The following is a 20,067-nucleotide window of genomic DNA, read 5'->3' on the forward strand; positions in this document are numbered from 1 at the left end:
TTTTCCGGCTTGCCGTAGATGTAACAAGGATGATCCCATGCCGTCAGCAACCAGTACCCAATCAGTTGTAGCCGAGCGCACCCACGTGCTCTGGTGGCGCGCCACCCTGGATATGCTCCCGCTCTCCATTTCGGTGATCCCCTGGGGGATCCTGTGTGGCGCCCTGGCGCTGCAGGCGGGGCTTAGCCCATTGCAGGCGCAGCTGATGTCACTGCTGGTCTATGCCGGTGCCGCCCAGCTCTCGGCCACCACGCTGTTCGGGGCGGGCACGCCTCTGCTACCTATCATGGGTTCCACCATGGTGATCACCTCCCAGCATCTGCTCTACGGCTTCACCTTCCGCCGCGATGTCTTGCCGCTTTCTCTGCGCTGGCGGGCTAGCCTGGCCTTCTTCCTGACCGACGAGATGTTCGCGGTGGCGCTCAAGGATAGGGAGCGCAGCGGCAGCTTCAACCCGGCCTATGCGCTGATCGCCGGTTTCATCTTCTACCTGTTCTGGAATCTGGCGACCCTGCTCGGTATCGCTGCTGGTCAGTACATAGACGGGCTGGACAAGATGGGGCTGGACTTTGCCATCGCCGCCACCTTTATTGCCATGACCATACCCGCCATGAAGAACCTGCCCATGGTGGCGGCGACCCTGGTGAGCGGCGGCACTGCGCTGCTCACCAAGCCACTGCTGGCGGAGGTTTACATCATCATCTCGGCACTGGCCGGCATGGTGGTGGGTTATGTGCTGCATCGGATGAGGAGGTGACCATGAGCTGGCTGATGATAGGCCTGCTGGCCCTGATCACTTTCTTCAACCGCTTCGCCTTCTTCTCGCGGCTGACCCGCTATCAACCGGGTGCCGAGATGGGGGCGTTTCTCAGCTTCTCGGCCCAGTCGGTGTTGACCGCCATCTGGCTGCCCATCGTCTTTAGCTATGAGTCGGGCAAGGGGCTGGTGTGGGATCAGGACTACCTGGCCGCCACCCTGCTGGTGACGGCGCTGACCCTGCTGCGGCTACCGACTCTGCTGGTGGTCGTGGTGGGCATGGGGGGCTTCTTCCTGCTGCGCTGGCAGGGGGGGTTGGCGGCGCTGCTGCCCTGGTTCGGCTGAGCCGTGATCCCGCATGGTGGATGTCTTTTATGGATATCCACCATGTTGTGAATGTCACTTCAAAAAACACCTCTCAAGTGTGAGGATTTAGGGACCATCCGCCAAGGAGCTCCCCCATGTCTTTCACCGAAACCTGTCAGCGCATAGTGCGTGATCACCACCTCTCTGCCGCCCAGAAGAGTCATGCCCTGGCGCTGGCCGCCGAAAATGCGCTGCCTTACCCCGAGCTGCCACCGGCGGTCGCCGAGGCGATGGTGCAGGGATTTATCTGCGACATGTTCGAGGGGCATGCCCCCTACAAGCCGCGCTATGTGCTGCCGGACTATGAAAAATTCCTGAGTCAGGGATCTGCCTGGCTGGAGCTGGCGCCGCCTCGGGATGTTGACGAGGCGCTCGATGCCCTGCGCATTCTCTATCACCATGTGCCCTCCGTCACCGGTATGCCGGTCTGGCTGGGGCGCCTCGATCATCTGCTGCTGCCGTTTGTCAGGGATCTGGATGACGAGACCCTCTATCGCAAGCTGAAGGGGTTCTGGGTCTATCTGGACAGGGTGCTGCCGGACGCCTTTATGCACGTCAACATCGGGCCGGATGACAACCGTATCTGCCGTCTGATCCTGCGTATCGACAACGAGCTCAAGCAGGTGGCGCCGAACCTCACCTTCTTCCACGATCCCGGGCAGACCCCGGACGATCTGTTGCTGCAGGCGGTGAAGAGCATCGCCGAGTGCAGCAAGCCGCACATCGCCAACTACCCGATCCACCGCGATACCTTCGATGCTCGCGGCTTTGGCATCGTCAGCTGCTACAACGCCCTGCCGCAGGCCGGTGGCGCTAATACCCTGGTGCGCATCTCTCTCAAGCGGGTCGCCGAGCAGTGCCAGGGGATCGATGATTTCCTCGGCTGCCTGCTGCCTCACTATTGCCGTCTGGCCTCCCAGTTGATCGCCGTGCGTGCCGCTTTCCTGCATCAGGAGTCCGGCTTCTTCGACAGCTTCCTGGTCAAGGAGGGGCTGCTGGATGAGGATCGCTTCGTCCCCATGTTCGGCATCTATGGCATGGCGGAAGCGGTCAATATCCTGATGGATAAAGAGAACCTGCCGGATCGCTATGGCTATGGCGAGGAGGCGAACCAGCTTGGCTATCGCATCTCGGCCCAGCTCTCGGAATATGTCACTGCGACGCCGCAAACTCACGCCTGGGGGGGCCGCGCGCTGCTGCACTCGCAGGGTGGCCTCAGCATCGATGTGGCCGTCACCCCCGGGGTGCGCATCCCTTACGGCCATGAGCCGGATCCGGCCAGCCATGTGCTGGCGCTGGCGCCGCACCACAGTTATTACCACTCGGGGATCAGCGAGATCCTGACACTGGATCCCACCATCCGCCAGAACCCGCAGGCGCTGTTGCAGCTCTGCAAGGGGGCGCTCGCCATCGGCATGCGTGAGTTCACCGCCAACGTGGCCGACAGCGATCTGGTACGGGTGACCGGCTACATGATCCGCAAGAGCGACGTGGCCCGTTTCGCAGAGGAAGGCTCGCGGTTGCAGACCACCTGCCTCGGTGCCGAGGCGAGTGAAGTGACCGCCATCCGGCAGCGGGCGCCGCGGGTGGTCGCCCACGAATCGACCATCTGCGAGTATTGAGCTCGCTCCTGATGGCTGACGCCTTGCCAACACGCAGCGCCCTGGTGAGCAGGGTGCTGCCGTTTTCCTGCGTCGATGGGCCGGGCAACCGGCTGGTGCTGTTTCTGCAGGGGTGCAACTTTCGCTGCCCCGGTTGCCACAACCCGCACACCATAGGGCTGTGCGACGATTGTGGCCACTGCCTCGCGGTCTGCCCGAGCTGTGCCCTCACTCTGGATGAGGGCTGCCTTGGCGAGCGCAGAGTGTGCTGGCAGGCGGCGCTCTGCACCGATTGCGACGCTTGTCTGGATGCTTGCCCCCGTAGTGCTAATCCCAAGACCGCCACCATGACGGTGGCCGAGGTGCTGGCCCTGCTGCGCCGCTACGGCCCCTTGCTGACCGGGATTACCGTCTCCGGCGGTGAGGCGACCACCCAGCTCCCCTTCGTGGTTGCACTGTTTGCCGCCATCAAGGCCGCGCCGGATCTGGCCCATCTCACTTGCCTGCTCGATAGCAACGGTTCGCTGGCCGAAACCGGCTGGCAGCGACTGCTGCCGGTGCTCGACGGCGCCATGATCGATCTCAAGGGGTGGCGCGACTCGGTGCATCACGCTCTGACCGGTTATGGTCGCGAGCGGGTATTGGCCTCGCTGCACCTGTTGGCAAGCCACGGCAAGCTGGCCGAGCTGCGGCTGCTCCATGTGCCGGGACGCAGCGATTTCATCGATGCCGATGGCAAGCTGGAGGCTGGCCTGGCCAGCTTTCTGCAGAGCCTGGGGCCAGTGCCCATTCGCCTCAACGGTTTTCGCCATCACGGGGTGCGCGGGGTGGCGACGAGCTGGCAGGAGGCGGACAGGGAGGCGTTGACCCGGCTTGCCACTGAGCTGAGCGCAAGGGGGCTGGGGCCTGTGTCCCTGCCGGCGTTCTGCTGAGTGGTCACTCGATGCTAATAAACTGATCGCATAGGTATTTTGGTGTTTTCTTGGTTGGTATCCGGCGAGTAGGCCGCAAGTTTGTGGCCTGACCCCGGGCTTTTGGCGCCGTGAGTCTCAAGATGACGTAACTGTGATTGCTGTCTATTTGAGCTCCGCGAAGGGGCGGCTAGAATGGGGCATTCGCCCACTATCAACAGACGAACATGAGTAAATCCAACGTCCTATACCGAGTGCAGTTCATTTGTCACAATGAGCGTTACGAAGTCTATGTCAGGGAAGTGAGTCAGGGTCAGCTGTTCGGCTTCATCGAGATAGCGAACTTCGTGTGGGACACCCACACGGCGCTTATCGTCGATCCCAGCCACGAGAAATTGAAGAGTGAATTTGCCGACGTCAGCCGCACCCTGGTCCCCATGCACCATGTGCTGCGCATCGATCAGGTGCGCAAGCAGGGGGCGGCCCGCATCACAGAGCTGGGCAACAAGGTCACGCCCTTTCCCAGCCCCATCTATACCAAGAAGCCGTGAGGCTTGCTCCTCTCTGAGCGCCTTGCCATGGGGATCCCCTGGCGAGGCTCTCCCCTCTTCGGGTCGGTCATGGCGCCCGCAGGATCTGCAATGTGTGCAGCCTGGGTGCGCTAACCCAGGTCCCGGGCCAGTTGCAGGATCCGTTGGCGGAACCAGCACCGCGCGGGCTCTTCACCTGCCGGGCCATACCACACCAGGCTGTGAGTGACGGCGCCATAGTCGAACGGGACGGGGCGGATCACCAGATCCCGGCTCATGGCTTGCTCGGCCCAACCTTTGACGGCGGTGAGGATGAGATCGCTCTGGCGCAGCAGGGCTGCCGCGCTGCCAAAATCCGGCAGGGTGGCACTGATCTGGCGGCGCACCTGCAACTGGGCCAGGCTCTGCTCGAAGAAGGGGTTGGCCAGTTCCTGATCGCGAATGGCGATATGGCGCCAGCTCAGGTAGGCATCCAGATCCCAGGGTTTGTCCAGTGCCGGGTGGCCCGCACGCAACAGGCAGACCAGCTTGTCTTCCCGCAGCGTCTCCCATACTAGACCCGGTTGGCGGGGCAGGGGCTGGCTCTGATCGTGGGGCAGGATAACAAAGTCGAGCTTGCCCGCCGCGAGCGCCGTCAGCCCCTGTTCATCCTTGTTCCAGATGTCGGGCACCAGGCCGGGCACCTCCCGCATCAGCTGGCCTAGAATGGGGCCCATGGGCCAGACCATGCCGCTTTCCCGCAGTGCAAATTTCAGTTGTCCCTGCCAGGTAGCAGGGTCGAAACCACCCTGGCTGGTGAGGCTGTTCAGCTCGCTCAGCAGCCGGTGCAGGGTGGGGCCGAGTCGCTCGGCAAACGGGGTCAGCAACAGCTGGTTGCCCTGGCGGTAGAGCAGCTGATCGCCGAGCAGACCCCGCAACTGGTTGAGGGTCTTGCTGACGGTGGAGGGGGTGGTACAGAGCCGCTCGGCTGTGCGGGTGACGCTCTGGCTGTCGAGCAGCAGGTGCAGGGTGACCAGATGACGGCCTCCCAGCCTGGACAGTGCAATCAGATCCATGACAGCTCCACAACATAGGGACACATGAAAAGCCCCGCTTGAGCGGGGCTTGCACGGATTAGCCTTTGAGCACGGCTGCCATGGCGTCGGCCACATAGTCGACGTTGCGGCTGTTAAGGCCAGCCACACACATGCGACCGGAGCGCACCAGATAGACGGCGAACTCTTCGCGCAGGCGGTCAACCTGCTCCGGCGTGAAGCCGGTGTAGCTGAACATGCCACGCTGGCTGATGAAGTAGCCAAAATCACGGCCCGGCACCTTGGTGCTCAGCACCTCGAACAGCTTCTGGCGCATCGCCTTGATGCGGGTGCGCATCTCGGTCACCTCATCGACCCACAGGGCGTGCAGTTCAGGCTGGCTCATCACAGCCGCAGTGATCTGGCCACCGTGAGTTGGGGGGCTTGAGTAGTTGCGACGCACGGTCGCCTTCATCTGGCCCAGTACCCGGCTCGCCTCTTCGGCATCTTGGCAGATGACCGACAGGCCGCCGCAGCGCTCGCCGTAGAAGGAGAGGTTCTTGGAAAACGAGTTGCTGACGAAGAAGCTGACGCCGGCGGCCACCATGGCGCGGATGGCGTAGGCATCCTCTTCCAGCCCATCACCGAAGCCCTGATAGGCGATGTCCATAAAGGGGATCAGGTTCTTCTCGACCACCAGCGCGATCACCCGATCCCACTGGGCAGAGGAGAGGTCCACCCCGGTCGGGTTGTGGCAGCAAGGGTGCAGTAGCACGATGCTTTTCGCTGGCAGGGCGCTCAGGCAGTCGATCATCCCATCGAACTGCACGCCGCCGGTAGCGCCATCGTAGTAGGGGTAGTCGTGGACCTTGATGCCAGCCCCTTCGAACATGGCCTTGTGGTTGTCCCAGGTCGGATTGCTGACCCATACCTCGGAGGTCGGGAAGTAGCGCTTGAGCAGGTCTGCGCCGATCTTGAGCGCGCCCGAGCCGCCTATGGTCTGGATGGTGGCGATGCGGCCGGCCTTGACCGCCTCATGCTCGGCGCCAAACAGCAGGTGCTGCACTGCTGTGCGGTAGTTGGCGGCACCCTCCATCGGTTGGTAGGGGCGCGGTGCCGGGGCGGCGGCGCGCTGCGCTTCGGCCTGCTGCACCGAGGCCAGCAGCGGAATGCGGCCCTGCTCGTCGTAATAGAGACCGATCCCCAGGTTCACCTTCTGTGCGCGGGGATCTTTGTGGAAGGTCTCGACCAGGGTCAGTATGGGGTCGCCAGCGTAGGCATCGACGTGTTCAAACATGGGGGGTCCTTGCGAAGTGGAATCCAGAATAAGGCGATCAACGATCGGCGGTCATGATGGCGTAAAGCGGGCGAGGGCTCAAGTCTGAAACGGGCCAAGGATGCCCGGTCGGCTCAGCTTTGCTGTCAAGCGGCCCGCGATGCCGACGCGTTTAACAACCGGCATGCAAGCTGGCCATCCTGGCGCTGGTGGGGGGGATGCTGTGGGGGGCCGACTGGCTGGATCCCCTGATGGGCATAGCGGGCGCCGTGCTGGTGGCCGTGTGGGCCTGGGGTCTGCTGCGCGACTCGGGCCGGGTGCTGCTGGATGCCGAGATGGATACCCCGCTGGTGGCTGAGATCCACGAGGTAATCGCCGAGCTGCCGGGCACCGAGATCCGCGATCTGCACGTTTGGCGGGTAGGGCAGGAGCAGTATGCCTGCGTGCTCTCTCTATTGATGGCGACGCCCATCCCGGCTGGCCAGATCCGTGAGCGGCTCGCCATTCATGAGGAGCTGGTGCACGTCACCATAGAGATTGCCCAGCCCTGATCATCCCAGCTTGCCAGCATGAGATATGAAGAAGGGGCCCAGGTCCCTTCTTCATCTCAATGGTGCTGGCCGTGGTCATCGTCCGGCTTGTGCTGCCAGATGGCCCCCAGCAGCAGCTTGAGTAGCAGCTGGGGCGGGTTGTCCAGCAAGGATCCCGACTCCAGCAGCAGGTGGCCATCGGCCCGAAAACCCAGGCTGGCGTGGACGACGCCATCTTCGCTGCGTACCTGGATAAGGCCGGTCAAGGTGCCACGCTCCCCCGGCTGGCAGCGCAGGTGCAGCTCGCGCGGCTCTCCCAGCAGGGTGAAGGCCCGGCAGAGGGGCGGTGTGTCTTCATAGTCGGGCCAGTTGAAGAAGTGGTACTGTTCTGCGAGAAGGCCTGCCTGCTGGCAAAATTGATCAAACAACAGCGCGATCGCCTGATACTCCTGATCCAGTCGTTTGGCTTGTTCCTCAATTCGCTTCATATGCTGTGACTCCCTCTTTATCCATATCCATTTGATCGGAAATTGATTTTTCCGGCATGGACCCGTCTGTCTGCTGGTATGGGCCTAAAGTGAGGCCGGGTCTGTGAGCCCGATCCAACTTTCGTTATGAAAACGTTATCTTGTTGAAAAGGGTTGGTTTTTTGCCCTGCCGCTCACATTTCAAACGATTCCCGCTGATTAATATGGCACCGCTCGGCAATGACCGGGTACTCGACTATCGAGATTAACTACAGCGGGAATTATAAAAAAATGGATATGAAAAAGACCAAAGTGGCGCTGGTAATAGCCTCACTGCTCGCGCTTTTGTCCGGCTGCAATGACAACAGCTCCTCCCCCTCTACCCCTGACGGCCCCGTTGCCCGTCTGCCCAATGTACAACCTCCTGCCGAGCAATTGGTGGCCGGGCCCGATCAGGCGGTCATTGCCCTGGTGGATACCCAGACCAGCGCCGCGCGCGGGGTGGATGGTCCCTTTGCCAATTACAGTCTCCACCTGTGGAACAACGACGCCTGCAACGCCACCGCCGGGAGCGGTATCAACGCGGGCTGGGATGACAAGGTCAATACCCCGGCGGCGGCCGACGGCTTCGGTCCCAGCTGGGTGGTACCGCTGGCCAAGCTGGAAGGCTGTATCAACTTTATTGCCCGCAACGGTGACCTGGCCAACCTGACCGGTGCCAACATGAAGGTGATCTTCAGCGATCATCCGGATCGCACCGTGGCCATCGTCGCGGGCAAGAGCGAAGTCTTCGGCAGTCGTGCCGACGCCTTTAACGCCGCCTTTGGCGTGGCGGGGGCCAGCGCCCATCTGATTGATGGCAACACCCTGATCTGGCAAGGGGGCAAGGACAAGCCTCATGTGCGCCTCTATTACACAGCGTCGGGCACCATCAAGGCCAATGGGGAAGGGGTATTCGACTTCCCCTACATCACTCTAACGGCTACCAGTCTCACTGCCGAGCAGCAGGCCAAGTATCCGCACCTCAAGGATGCCACCGCCTTCGCCCTGCCTTTGGCTGCAGATCTCAAGCCTCTGCTCAAGGGCGAGTTGGTGGCCATCGGCACAGATACTGACGGCATCTTGCAGGGGGCGACCCTGGTGCAGAGCGCCGGTGCCCTCGATGCCCTCTATGCCGACGCCGCCGCCAAACTGGCCTATGGCGCCATCGTCGAGGGGGGTAACGTCACCTTCCGGCTGTGGGCGCCGACCGCCAAGTCGGTCAAGCTGGCGCTGTTCGATGCTCAGCATAGGGCGCTGGGCGTGCGCACCATGACTCGGGACGAGGCCAGCGGCAGCTGGAGCGTGCAGGGGGGTAGCGAGCTTGTCGGCAAGTTCTACCGCTACGACATCCAGGTCTATCACCCGGTCAGCCGCAAGCTGGAGTCCTATCAGGTGACAGACCCCTACTCCCTGAGCCTGGCGATGAACTCCGAGTTCAGTCAGGTGGTGGATCTCGACGATCCGGCCCTCAAGCCGGAAGGGTGGGACAGCCTCAAAGCGCCCCACAGTCAGCAGAACCCTGCCGACATCACCATCTATGAGGCCCATGTCCGCGATCTGACCGGCAATGACGACTCCACCTTGCCTGCGCACCGCGGCAAGTTCCTCGGCCTGACCGACAGCGACAGTGCGCCGGTCAAGCACTTGCAGGCGCTGGCCAAGAGCGGCGTCAGCCACCTGCATTTGCTGCCTGTGTTCGACCTTGCCACCGTCAACGAGGATCCGGCCAAGGTGGCCAACCTTGGCGATGATTTCAGCAAGTTGTGTCAGATCAACCCGGAGGTGCTGGGTTCCAAGTTTGGCGGCTACTGCGGCGGCGGCCAGACCATAGCGGCTGTGCTGACCGATCTGCAGGGGGCCGACAGCAAGGAGAACCCGCAGGTGCAGGAGCTTTATGGCTATCTGCGCGGGGTAGACTCCTTCAACTGGGGTTATGACCCTTACCACTACACCACGCCGGAAGGCTCCTACGCCACCAATGCCGAAGGTAGCCAGCGCATTCTGGAGTTCCGCGAGATGGTCAAGGCCATCAAACAGAACATCGGCATGAACGTGGTGATGGACGTGGTCTACAACCACACCCACGACGCTGGCCTGGGTCCCAAGTCGGTGCTCGACAAGATAGTGCCCTGGTACTATCAGCGCCTCAATCCGGAGACCGGCTCGGTCGAGAACTCCACCTGCTGCTCCAACACGGCGCCGGAACACGCCATGTTCGCCAAGCTGATGGATGACTCGTTGGTGACCTGGGCCCGTGACTACAAGATCGATGCCTTCCGCTTCGACCTGATGGGCCACCACCCGAAAGATCAGATGGTGCAGGCGCTGGCCGTGGTGAAGCAGGTCAATCCCGAGATGTACTTCTACGGCGAGGGCTGGAACTTCGGCGAGGTTGCCGATGACAAGCGTTTCGTGCAGGCGACCCAGAAGCATCTGGGCGGCACCGGCATCGGCTCCTTCTCCGACCGGCTGCGAGATGCGGTACGCGGCGGCAGTCCGTTTGACGGTGGCGACACCATTCGCAAGACCCAGGGTTTTGGCAACGGCGCCCTGGTGGATGCCAACGAGATGGACGGCGTCGATCTGGCCACCGCATTGCACCAATCTGACCTGGTTCGCCTCGGCATGGCCGGTAACCTCAAGGATTTCGTGCTGACCGACAAGGATGGCATACCGAAGAAGGGCTCAGACATCGACTACGACGGTCAGCGCGCGGGTTATGCCCAGGATCCGACCGAGATCCAGAACTATGTCGACAAGCACGACAACCAGACCCTGTTCGACAACCTGATCTACAAGGCGCCGGAAGGAGCCGATCTGGTGCGGATGCAGGGGGTGTCGCTCGCCACCGCCATGTTGGGACAGGGTATTCCGTTTACCCACGCCGGTGTCGAGCTGTTGCGTTCCAAGTCCATGGAGCGGGATAGCTTCGACTCCGGTGACTGGTATAACAGGGTCGACTACACCCTGGCCGACAACAACTTCGACAAGGGGTTGCCGCGCAAGGATAAGGATGGCGACAACTATCCGCTGATCGAGCAGGTGCTCGGCAAGCATGTCAAGCCGAGCGGGGCCGACATGGCGACCATGGTGGGCTTCTACCAGGAGCTGGCCGAGCTGCGTCAATCCTCCCGTCTGCTGCGTCTGGGCAGTGGCGCCGAGGTGATCAAGCGGGTCGATTTTCGCAATACCGGGCCGGATCAGGTGCCGGGCCTCATCGTGATGACGGTGGATGACGGCGTGACCTCAGGTGCGGATCTGGATCCTGCCATCGAGGGTCTGGTGGTGATGATCAACGCCACCAACCAGCCCCAGAGCATTGGCGACTTCCGTGACGGCAAGGATCAGCCCATCGACCTGAGCACTCTGCAGCTGAGCCCGGCCCATCACGTCGGCGAGAGCATAGCCCGTGACGCTGCCGCCAATGGTGGCACCCTGACGCTGGGGGCCTGGTCGGCGGCAGTGTTCGTCAAGCCGCAGGCCGGTGCCCAGGGCGCGGGTCTGCCGGTGAGCAAGAAGATAGATCTGAGCACTGTGCCGTCGTTCGGTAACGCTGCGACCAAATAAGTACACCCATCGAGTCCGGGGTTGGCTCGGCATCCCCGGGTTGAATTCCACCTTGCCAAGGGTGGGATAACGCCGAGAGAGTAAGCAAAGCGCGACTGCCAACCGGCAGCCGCGCTTTTTCTTTGCTGGTGTCAGAAGGAGGGGAAAGGGAAAAGCCGTCCCTGGCGGGGGACGGCTTTGTATATGGGTACTTCGCTTGCGGGCTGGATCAGCGCTTGCGTAGCAGGCGCAGGGCGTTGGCCGTCACCAGCGCGGTGGCGCCAGTATCCGCGAGTACGGCAATCCACAGGCCGGTGAGGCCGAGCAGGCTGGTGACCAGGAAGATGGCCTTGAGCCCCAGCGCCAGTGCTATGTTCTGGTGGATGTTGGTCAGTGCCGCCCGCGACAGGCGGATCATGGCGGCGATGCCACCGAGCTGGTTGTGGGTCAGGGCGGCATCGGCCGTTTCCAGCGCTACGTCTGTGCCGCCGCCCATGGCGATGCCAATGTTGGCACGCTTCATGGCGGGGGCGTCGTTGATGCCATCCCCTATCATGGCGACCTTCTGGCTGGTGGCCAGCTTGGCTATCTCCTCGACCTTATCCTCCGGCAGCAGGCTGGCACGCCAGCCCATGCCGAGTTCGTTGGCAATTGCCTCGGCGGCGCGGGGGTTGTCGCCGGTCAGCATGATGCTGCGCAGTCCCAGCCCCTTGAGCTCCGCCAACGCCGCTGCTGCGTCGGGCCGGATCTGATCTCGCAGTGCCAGCAGGGCCGCCGGCGCTGAGCCCGGCTGGCCGAGCACGACCACCGTCTTGCCCTGCTGCTCCAGGGTGGCTATCTGTGTGTTGAGGGCATTGTCCAGCGAGGCAACCCGGTTCGGCGCCAGCAGTTGCCAGAGGGTGCCGTCGATGCGCCCCTCAACCCCCATGCCCGGCAGGGCGCGCAGATCCTGAGCCGTGGGCAGGCTCAATCCCTGCTCCTTGGCGTTGGCTACCACGGCCCGGGCCAGCGGGTGGTGGGAGCCCTGCTCGATGGCGGCCGCCAGCGCCAGCAGTTCGGCCTCCGGTCGGCCATTGAGGCTAACGAGCTCGGTCAGTTGCGGCTTGCCCAGCGTCAGGGTGCCTGTCTTGTCAAACGCGACTGTCTCGATATGGGCCAGTCGCTCCAGCGCGGCGCCGCCCTTGATCAGGGCACCCTGCCGGGTGGCCGCTGCCAGGGCGGAGGTGACCGCTGCCGGGGTGGAGATCACCAGGGCGCAGGGGCAGCCGATGAGCAGCAGCGTCAGCCCGCGATAGATCCACTCATCCCAACTCTGGCCGAAGGCCAGTGGCGGCACTATCACCACCAGCAGGGCGACCAGCATCATGGCCGGGGTATACCAGCGGCTGAAGCGGTCGATGAAACGCTCTATGGGCGCACGCTGGGTCTCGGCCTCCTCGATCAGATGCAGTATGCGGTCGATGGCGTTATTGCCGGGTTCGGACACCACCTCGAGACGCAGCACCCGATCCGCCGCCACACTGCCGGCGGGCACCTTGTCGCCCTGATGACGTTCCACCGGAATGGATTCACCGGTCAGTGCGCTTTCATCAAACGTCCCGAGGGCGTCGAGCAAACGGGCATCTGCGGCCAAGCGGGCACCCGGGGCGATTTCTATGATGTCGCCGGGACGCAGCACGTCGGCCGCCACCTCTTCCCGGATGTCACCGTCAACCCTGGTGCGGATACGCATTGCCTTGTCGGGCACCAGCGCCATCAGGGCCGTGACGCCAGCGCGGGCACGGCTGGCGGCGTAGGCCTCCAGATGTTCCCCCAGCATGAAGAGCAGCAGCACCATGGCTGCCTCGGCGGTTTCGCCGAGGAAGAGGGCGCCCAGCGCCGCTACCGTCATCAGGGTCTCGATGGCGAAGGGGGAGCCGCTCTTGGTCAGCGCCCAGGCCTTGCGGGAGATGGGCCACAGGCCCCAGAGGGTGGCCAGGGTAAACAGCGGCTGGCCGAACTCTTTTGGCAGCAGGGCCGCCACCCCCATCAGGCCGGCCAGCGACAGGGGCTGCCAGTATTTGCCGAAAAAGTTGCCGAGCAGGGTCAGCAGCGGGCCGCCCTTGCTGGTGGCTTGCTGTTTGCCCCTGTTTTCCCCCTTGAGCCGGAAACCGGCGGCCAGCACGGCGGCGGTGACGGGATCAGGGGAGAGGCCGGGGGCCAGATCCACCACCAGTTTCTCGGTGGCAAACAGCACGCGAACCTGCTGCACACCAGCAACGCGGCTGACAGCGGTCTCGATCTTGCGGGCACAGCTGGGGCAATCCATTCCCAGCACCTGCCAGCGGTGGCGGCGACTCTCCTGCTCTGGCGCAATGAGTGGCTCGGCGGTGTCGGTGGTTTGCTCATGATGGTCATGGTCATGGTCATGAGGCAGCTGCGGGCTGCAGCAGCTGCCCTGGCTGTGACAGCCTGCTCTGGGGGGCTCTTCATCCCCCGGTGATTCACTGACCCCCTGATCCTGATGATCATGGGGAGCCTTGCTGGCACAAAGGCTGACCGGCGTGGCACTGTCACAGCAGTGGCTGTCGTGCTGATGCTCGTTCTGGCGGGTGGCAGACTTGCTGACGGCCCTGATGGGGGCGGCGGCTTGATGGCTACAGCAGGATTTGCTCATGATGAGTTCCTCTTGGATGGATCCCGCCGGTGCGAGATCTTCGATGACTGAATCGAGTGTAAACCTTGGTGTTAAGTCCAAGGTCAAGCCTCTTTGCTCTTGCTGTCTGAGCCAGCAGGGGTGATTTGTCCGGGTCAGGGTAAAGCGCGCTTATATCCTTGTGGTTGGCGGGTGTTTGTCCCGTCTCGGCGCGCCTATACTGGGGGGCCCTATCCTCCCTCGATAATCAAGGACATAACATGAGCCATTCCGTTACCCTGCAAGGCAACCCCGTCTCCGTCGCCGGCCACTTCCCCGTTGCCGGTGAGCAGGCCAAGCCCTTCTCCCTGGTTGCCAAGGATCTGTCTGACGTGACCCTTGCTAACTTCACCGGCCAGCGCAAGATCCTGAACATCTTCCCGAGCGTCGATACCCCGACTTGCGCCACGTCCGTGCGCAAATTCAACGAGCAGGCCAGCGCGCTGGAGAACACGGTCGTGCTTTGCATCTCCGCCGATCTGCCGTTCGCCCAGTCCCGCTTCTGCGGCGCCGAAGGTCTGGACAAGGTGGTGACCCTCTCCACCCTGCGTGGTGCGGCCTTCCTGCAGGACTACGGCGTAGCCTTCTCCTCCGGTCCGCTGGTGGGCCTGACTGCTCGTGCTATCGTCGTGCTGGATGCAGATGACAAGGTGCTGCACAGCGAGCTGGTGGCTGAGGTGGCCGACGAGCCGAACTACGCTGCCGCCCTGGCTGCCCTGTAAGCTCCCGAGCGCAAAAAATCCCGCCACGGCATGCCCGCGGCGGGATTTTTTATCGGTGAAATTCAGTTATCAGGGGGTCTTTACAGGCTTGGCTGCGGGTAATGGCTCCGGATGTGGCTGCCAGTGTTCGTAGGGGCTGTGGATCTTGCTGTATATCGCCTCCAGCTTGCCTGATTCGGCCAACTTTTCTATGGCCTGTGCCAAAAACGCATCCATCTCATTGCCGGCTGCCCCCTTCTGAATAATAAACACATCTTCAAAGTCGCCAAAAAACTCTCGCTGGATATTGGTCAGCCCCAGCTGGCGCAGCATCAGGTCTGCCTCTTCCTGTGCCCAGATAAAGGCATCGATACGGCCACGGGAGAGCTTGCGAAGGGATTGCTCGATACTCATGGAACGTTGCACTTGAAAGGGGAGCTCACCTGGTACGGCCTCGATTAACAAATCCCGTTGCGTCGCTTCGATGCCATAGGCCATGTCGGTAGTGACCGGATTCGCTGTGTTGCTGTAGATGACATGGGCTACCTTGCCAAAGCTGCGGGTGCTGAAGCGATAGGGCAGCATGTCTGCATCGTGCAGATTGCGAATGGCGGGCAGGCTGAAATCGGCCTTGCCATTGATCACGCCCGCCATGGCGCGTGCAATGGGGTAGATGGTGATCTGGATGGTCACATCGGGGTGGAGATCATCGATGGCGCGCACCAAATCGACGAAGGGGCCCGTCTTGTCGGCATTGATCAGCCCCGGCAGCTCACCGAGGTGGGCGTTGAGGATGCGCACCGGTTTGGCTGGATTGGTTGCGAGGTCGCTCGCCATGCTCTGTGAGAGGCCGAGGGTTGCGCTGCCGAGCAGTGCCACCAGGAGCAGCAGGTTGGGCATATGTCTTATCATGGCCTATCTCCCTTTGTGATGGGTCAAGTGTAGTCAGCCGCTGCCCCAACCTTGCTCTGGTCACCACGCACTCGGCTTTGCCTCCCACTGCGTTATTGAGCCGATATCTGCATCCCCCCATGGCCTTTAGCGAACTCGACCTCAATCCCGCCCCTTGCTCTGCATCTCCACCGATCTGCCGTTCGCCCGGTCCCGCCGCTGCGGCGCTGGGGGTGTGGTAAGGTGGCAAGCCACAAAAAATCCCGCTCCGGCGGGATTTTTTGTGTGGGCAAACAGGCGGTATCAGGGGGAAGAGGAGGGCGGCTTGGTGGTGGCTGGAGACACGGGTTGCCACTCCACATAGGGCCGGTGGATCTTGTTGTAGATCTCGGCCAGTTTGCCGGAGGCGGCCAGCTGATCGATGGATCGACTCATAAATTCGTCAGTCTCATCCCCCGAGGCCCCTTTCTGGATGATGAAAACATCTTCGAAATCGCCAAAGAATTCGCGGTGAATATTGGTCAGCTTCAGGTTTTTCAACATGAGATCAGCCTCTTCCTGCGCCCAGACAAAGGCGTCGATGCGGCCGCGAGACAGCTTGCGCAGCGACTGCTCTATGCTCATCGAGCGTTGTACCGAGAAGGGCATATAGTCCGGTACAGCTTCGATCAGCAGATCCCGTTCGGTGGGGACAATGCCATAGGCCATATCGGTGGTGACCGGATTGGCTGTGTTGCTGTAAATCACATGGGCCACCTTGCCAAAGCTGCGGGTGCTGAATCGGTAGGGCAGCATATCGACATCCTTGAGATTGCGGATGGCAGGCAGGCCCAGGTCGGCCTTGTGGTTGATCACGCCAGCCATGGCGCGGGCAATGGGATAGATGGTGATCCGGATGGTCACATCGGGGTGGAGATCATCGATGGCGCGCACCAAATCGACGAAGGGGCCCGTCTTGTCGGCATTGATCAGCCCCGGCAGCTCGCCGAGGTGGGCGTTGAGGATGCGCACCGGTTTGGCCTGATTGGTTGCGAGGTCGCTCGCCATGCTCTGTGAGAGGCCGAGGGTTGCGCTGCCGAGCAGTGCCACCAGAAGCGGCAGGCTGGGAATATGTCTGGTGAGGTTCATGGCCGGTCTCCCTTTACGATGGGTCAGGTCAAGTGTAGTCAGCCGCTGCCCTCACCTTGGTCTGGTCACTATGGATAGGGTTTTACTTCTCTTCCCCCGCTCACTAGACTTCGCCTCCCACTTCTTTATTTAGCCGATATCAGCGTAGCCCCATGACCTTTAGCGAACTCGACCTCAATCCCGCCCTGCTGGCGGCCCTGCCTGCCACCCTGCAGACGCCGACCCGCGTCCAGCAGCTTGCAATACCCGTGGTATTGGCGGGGCGGGATCTGCTGGCGCTGGCCCAGACTGGCAGCGGCAAGACACTGGCGTTCGGGCTGCCGCTGCTGCAACGGCTGGATCCCGCCTCCAGTCTGGTGCAGGGACTCGTACTGGTGCCGACCCGCGAGTTGGCCACCCAGGTGAGCGCCGCCTTGCAAGGGCTCGCCGAGGCGCTGGGGCTGCGCATCGTGACGCTGTGTGGGGGCGTCGCACAGGAGCGACAACAGGCCGAACTGGCGCTGGGGCCGCAACTGCTGGTGGCGACGCCGGGGCGACTGCGGGATCTGCTCACCCAGCAAGTGTTGGGACTGGATGGCCTGCAACAGCTGGTGCTGGATGAGGCGGATCGCCTGCTGGAGATGGGCTTCTGGCCCGACATCCAGTGGCTGATGAATGAGATGCCCTCACAGCGTCAGACCCTGCTCTTCTCCGCCACCCTGCCTGCCGAGCTGGATGCCCTTGCCAATGGCCTGCTGACAGAGCCGACCCGCATCGAGGCCAACCCCCTCAATAGCCTGGTGAACGAGATCGAGGAGCGGCTCTATCTGGTCAACAAGAGCAGCAAGGTGCCGGCGCTGATCAGCTTGCTCAAGGAGCAGGACTGGCCGCAGGTGCTGGTCTTCATCAGCGCACGGGATGATGCCGACGGCGTGGCCAAAAAGCTGGCCAGGGCGGGCATTGCGGTTGCCGCCCTCCATGGCGAGAAGGAGCAGGCGGTGCGGGATCAGGCGCTTGACGATTTCAAGGCTGGCAAGGTGCGGGTGCTGGTGGCCACCGATCTGATGGCGCGGGGCATACATGTGGAGGCGCTGCCGGTGGTGATCAATCTGGACTTGCCGGCCAGCGCCCCCGTCTATGTGCACCGTATTGGCCGCACCGCCCGCGCCGGGCGCGAGGGGCTGGCCATTTCGCTGGTCTGCCACGGCGAGAGCGATACCCTTGCGGCGATCCGCACCCTCACCGGTCGTGCGCTACCGCTGGGGGAACTGGCCGGTTTCCCGGTGACTGACTTGCCCGCCAGCGGGGAGGGCAAGCGTCCCCCGCGTGACAAGCAGGCCAATCGTCGTACCGCCAACAAGCGCAGCGTCAAGCAGTTCAAAGGCAAGGCCTAAAGGGGGCTTGCCCGATGGGCAGGTAAAAGCAAAGGGCCCTGTTTTCTTGTCAATATCAGGCTCCCCGGGCGGTTTCATGCTCAGGGCTTGCCCTGTGCCCGGGCGAAGAAGTCGCGCCTAAACTGGCCGAGCACCTCCTCCCTGTGCTGCTGCCAGCGCTCGGGATCCATGTTTCCCTGACTGGCCGCCAGTTGCTGTTCCAGCTCGGCCAACTGTTGCTGGTAGTGAGCGCGCTGATCCAGCTGCTGCTGGCGTGCACCGGCAAACGCCACGCTGGCCTCGGCCCGATCGGCAGGCAGGAAGTGGCGAGCCAGTGTCTCCAGCTCTTCATCCCCCCACAACTGGCGTGCCTGCAAGAGGCGGGCATCCGGGTTGAACAGATCCTCCGCCAGATCCGGGTGATCCGCCGCCCACTCATCCTGCAGTCGGGTCAGGGCCGCCAGCCGCTCCGCCAGGGTCAGCTGTTCACCCTCGCTGGCCAGCTGCGCCAGCGACTCGGCATAGCGCCCCTGCAGCCGGGTCAGGCTCTCCCCCTCACTCATCCACTGGGATTCCAGCGCGATCAGATTGACCAGCCGCTCGCTCAGTGGCTGGTCGGTGTCGCTTATCTCGCTGGCGAGCCGCTGGCTCAGCTCCGCAGGCATCTCTCGCCAGCTGGGGGGCTGTTTGGTGGACTGGCCCCCGCTGGCCGTCGGGGTGAGCCCGGTCACAAGGGCTGTTATCTGGGTGGTGGGTGTCTGCTGCTGACTGCTCCCACGCTGATAAACCTCGGTGCTGGCCGGGGCCGACTCTGGCTCATTCTGCCAGCCGAGGTTGAGCAGCAAGAGCGAGAGGGCCGCCAGGGCCAGGATCCCGTAGCGGCGCTTCATCGACGGATCTCTCCCTTGACCGGGAAGTGATCGGAGAGGTTGCTGGCGGGCCAGAGGCTGCCATCGCTGCTGCGGGGGATCCAGACGGTGTTGATGTTATCACTGGCGGTGCCGTACTCCCGGCTCACCAGCAGATAGTCCAGGTACTCGACATTGGGGCCACCGGAGAGGAGCCCGCCTGCGTAGGGGTTGATCCTGGGATCGAAGGTGGCTTCTGTATAACCGCCATAGCCGGGTTCATGGGCGTCAAGGTTGGCCAGCATGCTGGCGTAGTCGTCGGCGAACTTGCGCTTGTTGACGTTGAAGTCACCGCCATAGATGACGGTGTCGCTGGTCGGGATCTTGAGGCTGGCGGCCAGGGTGCGAATCTGGCCGAACTGGATCTGGCGCAGCCGTCTCGCCTCGTCGGTGTCGAAGCTGGCGGTGTGGGTGGCGAACAGATGCCAGGCCTTGCCTCCCTTGATCACCTCGGCGTACATGACCCCCTTGTCGGCGAAGCAGTCGGTGCCGGTGCACTGGGGATAGACCAGCTGGGCCTCGCGTACTATGGGGTAGCGACTGACGATCACCACGCCGCCGTCGTGAATGTTGACACCCGGCTTGTCGAGCACCTTGGTCTGATAGGGATACTCTTTCGCCAGCGCCTGCAGAAAGCCCTCGCGGCGGCTGTCGAACACCTCCTGCAGCAGCAGGGCGTCATAGCCCTTGAGATGGTCGGGCAGCAGGGCCAGCCGCTTACCTATGCTGGAAGCGATGACAGGCAGTGCCCAGACGTTGTAGCTGGCTACCTTGAGTGTGCTCTCTGAGGGTTCTGGCTGCTCCTGCGGTTGTGGCGGCGTCAGCATGTAGTGCAGGTCGTCGTAACGGCCGGTGAACTTGGCGGCGAAGGCCAGCTCCTGAGGGCCCTGGGTGCGATGCAGTGCGCGATCGCTCTGCCAGCCCGAGCTGGCGGTCGGGGTGTCGCCACCGTGCTGCAGTGTGGTGTTCCACCAGGTGCCCTCCATCAGCTGGTTGAGGCGATAGGTGTCGCCCCCGGCCGTGGTGACACGGGTTTCGAACAGATAGCTTTTGCCCGCTTTTACCCCCTCGTAGCGATTGAAGCTGAGCACCATGGCGCTCTCCCAGGGGCCCAGCGCTGTCCTGTGCTGGATCCACTGGCTGCCTGCCTGAAGCTGGCCAGTTCCGCTTTGGCGGATGTCGATCTGGAGCGGTTCAGGGCTGTTGTTGGTGAGGTAGACATCGGTATCGGCCAGCGCCTGCAACGGAAACTGGCTGGCCAGCAGCAGGGCGGCATAACTGAGGGGCTTGTGCATCATGAAGTCCTTTTGGTTGAGGCACGATGGAAAGTGACTGTTATGGCGGGTACAGATGTCATTTCATTTACATTTTCGTT

General features: G+C 62.6%; 15 protein-coding genes and 2 pseudogenes. 9 read left to right on the top strand and 8 right to left on the bottom strand.

The window, feature by feature from the left end:
- The first annotated feature begins 37 nt into the window (after positions 1 to 37).
- From BN1129_RS19385 to BN1129_RS19405, 5 genes are all read left to right on the top strand, one after another.
- Complete coding sequence (locus BN1129_RS19385; RefSeq protein WP_042038754.1) at positions 38 to 757, top strand: AzlC family ABC transporter permease; 720 nt, start codon at positions 38 to 40, stop codon at positions 755 to 757.
- A gap of 2 nt (positions 758 to 759) precedes the next feature.
- Positions 760 to 1,101: an AzlD domain-containing protein gene (locus BN1129_RS19390; protein WP_042038755.1), complete on the top strand. Its 342-nt coding sequence runs from the start codon at positions 760 to 762 to the stop codon at positions 1,099 to 1,101.
- Between the two features lie 116 nt (positions 1,102 to 1,217).
- Positions 1,218 to 2,744, top strand: a complete 1,527-nt coding sequence (locus tag BN1129_RS19395; protein ID WP_042038758.1) for a YjjI family glycine radical enzyme — start codon at positions 1,218 to 1,220, stop codon at positions 2,742 to 2,744.
- Between the two features lie 11 nt (positions 2,745 to 2,755).
- Entirely contained in the window at positions 2,756 to 3,655 is a 900-nt protein-coding gene (locus BN1129_RS19400; protein WP_042038759.1) for a YjjW family glycine radical enzyme activase, read from the top strand.
- A 206-nt stretch (positions 3,656 to 3,861) separates the two neighbouring features.
- Positions 3,862 to 4,185, top strand: a complete 324-nt coding sequence (locus BN1129_RS19405) for a DUF1820 family protein (protein ID WP_042038760.1) — start codon at positions 3,862 to 3,864, stop codon at positions 4,183 to 4,185.
- Positions 4,186 to 4,295: 110 nt separating this feature from the next.
- Here BN1129_RS19405 and BN1129_RS19410 read toward each other — a convergent pair whose 3' ends face one another.
- Complete coding sequence (locus BN1129_RS19410; protein ID WP_042038762.1) at positions 4,296 to 5,219, bottom strand: LysR family transcriptional regulator; 924 nt, start codon at positions 5,217 to 5,219, stop codon at positions 4,296 to 4,298.
- 58 nt (positions 5,220 to 5,277) lie between these two features.
- Positions 5,278 to 6,474: an amino acid aminotransferase gene (locus BN1129_RS19415; protein WP_042038764.1), complete on the bottom strand. Its 1,197-nt coding sequence runs from the start codon at positions 6,472 to 6,474 to the stop codon at positions 5,278 to 5,280.
- Positions 6,475 to 6,644: 170 nt separating this feature from the next.
- Here BN1129_RS19415 and BN1129_RS19420 point away from each other — a divergent pair.
- Positions 6,645 to 7,004: pseudogene (locus tag BN1129_RS19420) on the top strand (cation diffusion facilitator family transporter); the annotation flags it as partial.
- Positions 7,005 to 7,060: 56 nt separating this feature from the next.
- On the opposite strand, the gene BN1129_RS19425 reads toward BN1129_RS19420, so the two are convergent.
- Positions 7,061 to 7,471: a hypothetical protein gene (locus BN1129_RS19425; RefSeq protein ID WP_042038765.1), complete on the bottom strand. Its 411-nt coding sequence runs from the start codon at positions 7,469 to 7,471 to the stop codon at positions 7,061 to 7,063.
- Positions 7,472 to 7,741: 270 nt separating this feature from the next.
- Between BN1129_RS19425 and pulA the strand changes: the two are divergent.
- Positions 7,742 to 11,044: pseudogene (gene pulA, locus BN1129_RS19430) on the top strand (pullulanase-type alpha-1,6-glucosidase); the annotation flags it as partial.
- 223 nt (positions 11,045 to 11,267) lie between these two features.
- On the opposite strand, the gene BN1129_RS19435 reads toward pulA, so the two are convergent.
- Positions 11,268 to 13,694, bottom strand: coding sequence for a zinc/cadmium/mercury/lead-transporting ATPase (locus tag BN1129_RS19435; protein ID WP_042038767.1), 2,427 nt, complete (start codon positions 13,692 to 13,694; stop codon positions 11,268 to 11,270).
- A gap of 239 nt (positions 13,695 to 13,933) precedes the next feature.
- Here BN1129_RS19435 and tpx point away from each other — a divergent pair, with 239 nt between their 5' ends.
- The gene (tpx, locus tag BN1129_RS19440; protein WP_042038768.1) at positions 13,934 to 14,434 is read left to right on the top strand and encodes a thiol peroxidase; all 501 of its coding nucleotides are present in this window, start codon (positions 13,934 to 13,936) and stop codon (positions 14,432 to 14,434) included.
- A 69-nt stretch (positions 14,435 to 14,503) separates the two neighbouring features.
- Here the strand turns inward: tpx and BN1129_RS19445 are convergent, their stop codons facing one another.
- Positions 14,504 to 15,325, bottom strand: coding sequence for a type 2 periplasmic-binding domain-containing protein (locus tag BN1129_RS19445; protein ID WP_042038770.1), 822 nt, complete (start codon positions 15,323 to 15,325; stop codon positions 14,504 to 14,506).
- Between the two features lie 282 nt (positions 15,326 to 15,607).
- Entirely contained in the window at positions 15,608 to 16,432 is an 825-nt protein-coding gene (locus BN1129_RS19450; RefSeq protein WP_042038771.1) for a substrate-binding periplasmic protein, read from the bottom strand.
- Between the two features lie 152 nt (positions 16,433 to 16,584).
- Here BN1129_RS19450 and BN1129_RS19455 point away from each other — a divergent pair, with 152 nt between their 5' ends.
- Positions 16,585 to 17,805 carry a DEAD/DEAH box helicase gene (locus BN1129_RS19455; RefSeq protein ID WP_042038772.1) on the top strand — a complete coding sequence of 407 codons (1,221 nt, stop codon included), beginning with the start codon at positions 16,585 to 16,587 and terminating at the stop codon, positions 17,803 to 17,805.
- A gap of 80 nt (positions 17,806 to 17,885) precedes the next feature.
- Here BN1129_RS19455 and BN1129_RS19460 read toward each other — a convergent pair whose 3' ends face one another.
- Complete coding sequence (locus BN1129_RS19460; RefSeq protein ID WP_042038773.1) at positions 17,886 to 18,674, bottom strand: hypothetical protein; 789 nt, start codon at positions 18,672 to 18,674, stop codon at positions 17,886 to 17,888.
- Positions 18,671 to 19,987 (bottom strand): sphingomyelin phosphodiesterase, encoded by a 1,317-nt coding sequence (locus BN1129_RS19465; protein WP_042038774.1) that lies wholly within the window; start codon positions 19,985 to 19,987, stop codon positions 18,671 to 18,673. Before BN1129_RS19465 ends, BN1129_RS19460 begins: the two co-directional genes overlap by 4 nt.
- Positions 19,988 to 20,067 lie beyond the last annotated feature (80 nt).

Origin of the sequence: Aeromonas popoffii (assembly GCF_000820025.1) — a bacterium.
GTDB lineage: Bacteria > Pseudomonadota > Gammaproteobacteria > Enterobacterales > Aeromonadaceae > Aeromonas > Aeromonas popoffii.